The following is a 2,524-nucleotide window of genomic DNA, read 5'->3' as shown; positions in this document are numbered from 1 at the left end:
CAAGCCCAGCCGCCGATGCGGCAGGCGAGAACCAGGTCTCCCGGCTGCATCAATGAGCTGCCGTCGACCTCCCGGGCACATCGCCCCTGGCGCATTGGAGTACGACCTGATGCCAGCCACCGCCTACCTCCACTTTTCTCGAATTGCCGTGCGGCTGCTGTCGGTCGCGGCGATGGTGCTGATTGCCGGCGGTGCGCGCGCGCAAGTGCAGGCGGCACCCGTTGGGCCCTGCGGCGATCCCTTCCACAACCATTTCGGCCCCTTCGACTACCGCACGGCGCCGATGGACATCCGCGGCATGGTTGAGCGGCCACATTTCCCGCCTGGCGTGGAAACGATGACCAAGCCGTCGAAGACGACTTACCACTACATGGCGCAGGACGTGGCCTACACGCTCCACGTGTTCCCGAACCACCATCGGGCTTTGAACACGATGATGCGCCTGGGCGAACGGCACAAAACCGATCCGGCGCCCGGCGCGCGCTACACCGTGGAGTGCTATTTCGTTCGCGGCATGCAGTACAAGCCCGACGATACGGTAGTGCGCTCGCTGTATGCGCTGTTCCTGACGAAGCAGAAGCGCAACGACGATGCGGTGCGACAACTCGAACTCGCCTCGGAATACGCCAAGGACAACCCCTTGTCGCACTTGAACATCGGGCTCTTGTATTTTGATCTGGGGCGTTACGACCGCGCCCTCGAAGCAGCCCACGCCGCACTGGCGCTGGGCTTCACGCGGACCGACCTGATCGACAAGCTCAAGGGCATCAACAAGTGGACCGAACCGGGACAGCTGAGCGCGGCACCGGACACCCCCAAGCCGAACGAATGAGGCCGCGCCTTCCTCTGGGCGTGGGTCTTCGCCTGCTGGCCTTCCGGGCCCTCGAGCAGGCCAGCGATCTGCGCGGCAACAGCGCCGCCTCGGCACAACACCCCGCGCCACCGGCACCGGCGCGGCCGGCATGGTGGGTGTTCGTCTCGACGATCGGCGAGCTCAATGCCATCGCGCCGCTGCTCGATGCGCTGTGCCAGCGCATGGCATCGATGCCCCTGGTCCTGATCACCGACCACGCGCACTATCGCGACAGCTACCTCGCGCGCTACCCTGACGCCGAAGTCTTCGTCACGCGGGGCCACAGCCGCGATGCCGGCATGCTGGCAGCCGTGCGTCCGCCGCAACTGGTGGTGGTGGCGGAGATCCCGCTGATTCCCAGCGATGCGCCGTGCCGCTGCTCGGTGGCCTTCCTGCTGCATGCCCGGGCCCGCGGCGCCCGCCTGGTGGCTGTCAATGGCTGGCTCTATGGTTATCAACCGTCGTGCCGCATGGATGACATTGAACGCCGCTGGCTCACCCGCCCGCTTCTCGAGCAGTTCGACGCGCTGTGCGTGCAGACCGAAAGCGTGCAGCAGCAACTGGTGGCGGCCGGCGCCCCGGCAGCGCGCATCCACCTGACAGGCAACCTCAAGATCGACGCACTGCGCCATGCGCGTGCATGGCAGGTGCAGGATGCGCGCAGCCCGGCCCTGCTGCAAAGCCTGGTCGACGGCGCCAGGCCGGCAATCGTCGCGGGATCGCTGACACGCAGCGACGAGTTGCAGGCCGTCGTTCAGGCCTTCGTCTGGCTGCGGCAGCAGCATCCTCGCGCGCTGCTGGTGCTTGCACCGCGCCACCCGGAGGTCCCCGCGAACCTGGACGAGATCGCCGCCCTGCTGCTTCAGCATGATCTGAAGGCAGCATGGCGATCACGCCTGACGACCCAGGCGATCCCGGACGAAGTGGGTGCGCTGGTGCTGGACACCATGGGCGAGTTGCGCGACCTGTACGCCGCAGCCGCGGTCGCCCACGTCGGGGTCGATCACAACGTGTTGGAGCCGCTGAGCTACAACAAGCCGACCAGCGTGATGTCGGGCTGGGAGCAGACCTACCCGTCATTCCCGGTCTACACGGCACTGCGAGACGCAGGGGCCTTGCTGACTGCCGACGACGCCCGGGGCCTGCAGCGCCATTGGCAGGCGGCGCTGCAGGGCCAGGCGGCGACGGCCCTGAAGCGCGTGATCGATGTACTGGCAGGCGCGCGAACCTCGCTGGCCCAGCACCTGGCGGCATTGACACCCTGGCTGCCGCTGGCGGAGGTCGAGCGCTGATGTCCGACAGCGAGTACCGGCCGGAAGTCGACGGCCTGCGCGCCGTCGCGGTGCTGCCGGTCGTGCTGTTTCACGCGGGCGTTCCCGGTTTCGGTGGCGGCTATGTCGGCGTCGACGTGTTCTTCGTCATCTCGGGCTATCTGATCACCGGCATCCTGCTGCGCGCCGTTCAGGCGCAGCACTTCTCGATCGCCCATTTCTACGAACGGCGCATCCGCCGCATCGTGCCGGCGCTGTTCGCCGTGCTGGCCGCCTCGACGGTGGCGGCCTCCTGGCTGCTGTTCCCGGACGAGTTCACGAACTTCGGCAAGAGCCTGTTCGCGACATCGCTGTTCTACGCCAACTACCACTTCATGAACGACACCGGCTACTTCGCCGC

General features: G+C 67.0%; 3 protein-coding genes. All 3 read left to right on the top strand.

Features of this window, described 5'->3' with window-relative positions; all coding sequences use genetic code 11:
- The first annotated feature begins 109 nt into the window (after nucleotides 1-109).
- A complete protein-coding gene (locus VLK61_RS02850) occupies nucleotides 110-832 on the top strand; it encodes a tetratricopeptide repeat protein (protein WP_325418088.1) in 723 nt (240 codons plus the stop codon).
- The gene (locus VLK61_RS02845; protein ID WP_325418086.1) at nucleotides 829-2,145 is read left to right on the top strand and encodes a 3-deoxy-D-manno-octulosonic acid transferase; all 1,317 of its coding nucleotides are present in this window, start codon (nucleotides 829-831) and stop codon (nucleotides 2,143-2,145) included. The genes VLK61_RS02850 and VLK61_RS02845 overlap by 4 nt, the downstream gene beginning before the upstream one ends.
- On the top strand, nucleotides 2,145-2,524 hold a 380-nt coding region (locus VLK61_RS02840), incomplete at its 3' end, for an acyltransferase family protein (protein WP_325418084.1). The genes VLK61_RS02845 and VLK61_RS02840, both read left to right, overlap by 1 nt.

Origin of the sequence: Aquabacterium sp., from assembly GCF_035476535.1 — a bacterium.
GTDB lineage: Bacteria > Pseudomonadota > Gammaproteobacteria > Burkholderiales > Burkholderiaceae_C > Pseudaquabacterium.
Note: the sequence above shows the minus strand (reverse complement) of the source record. Positions and strands in the feature narration are given on the sequence as shown.

Coding starts and splice junctions, on each gene's coding strand:
- VLK61_RS02845 (WP_325418086.1), top strand. CDS start 829: ATGAGGCCGCGCCTTCCTCTGGGCGTGGGTCTTCGCCTGCTGGCCTTC.
- VLK61_RS02850 (WP_325418088.1), top strand. CDS start 110: ATGCCAGCCACCGCCTACCTCCACTTTTCTCGAATTGCCGTGCGGCTG.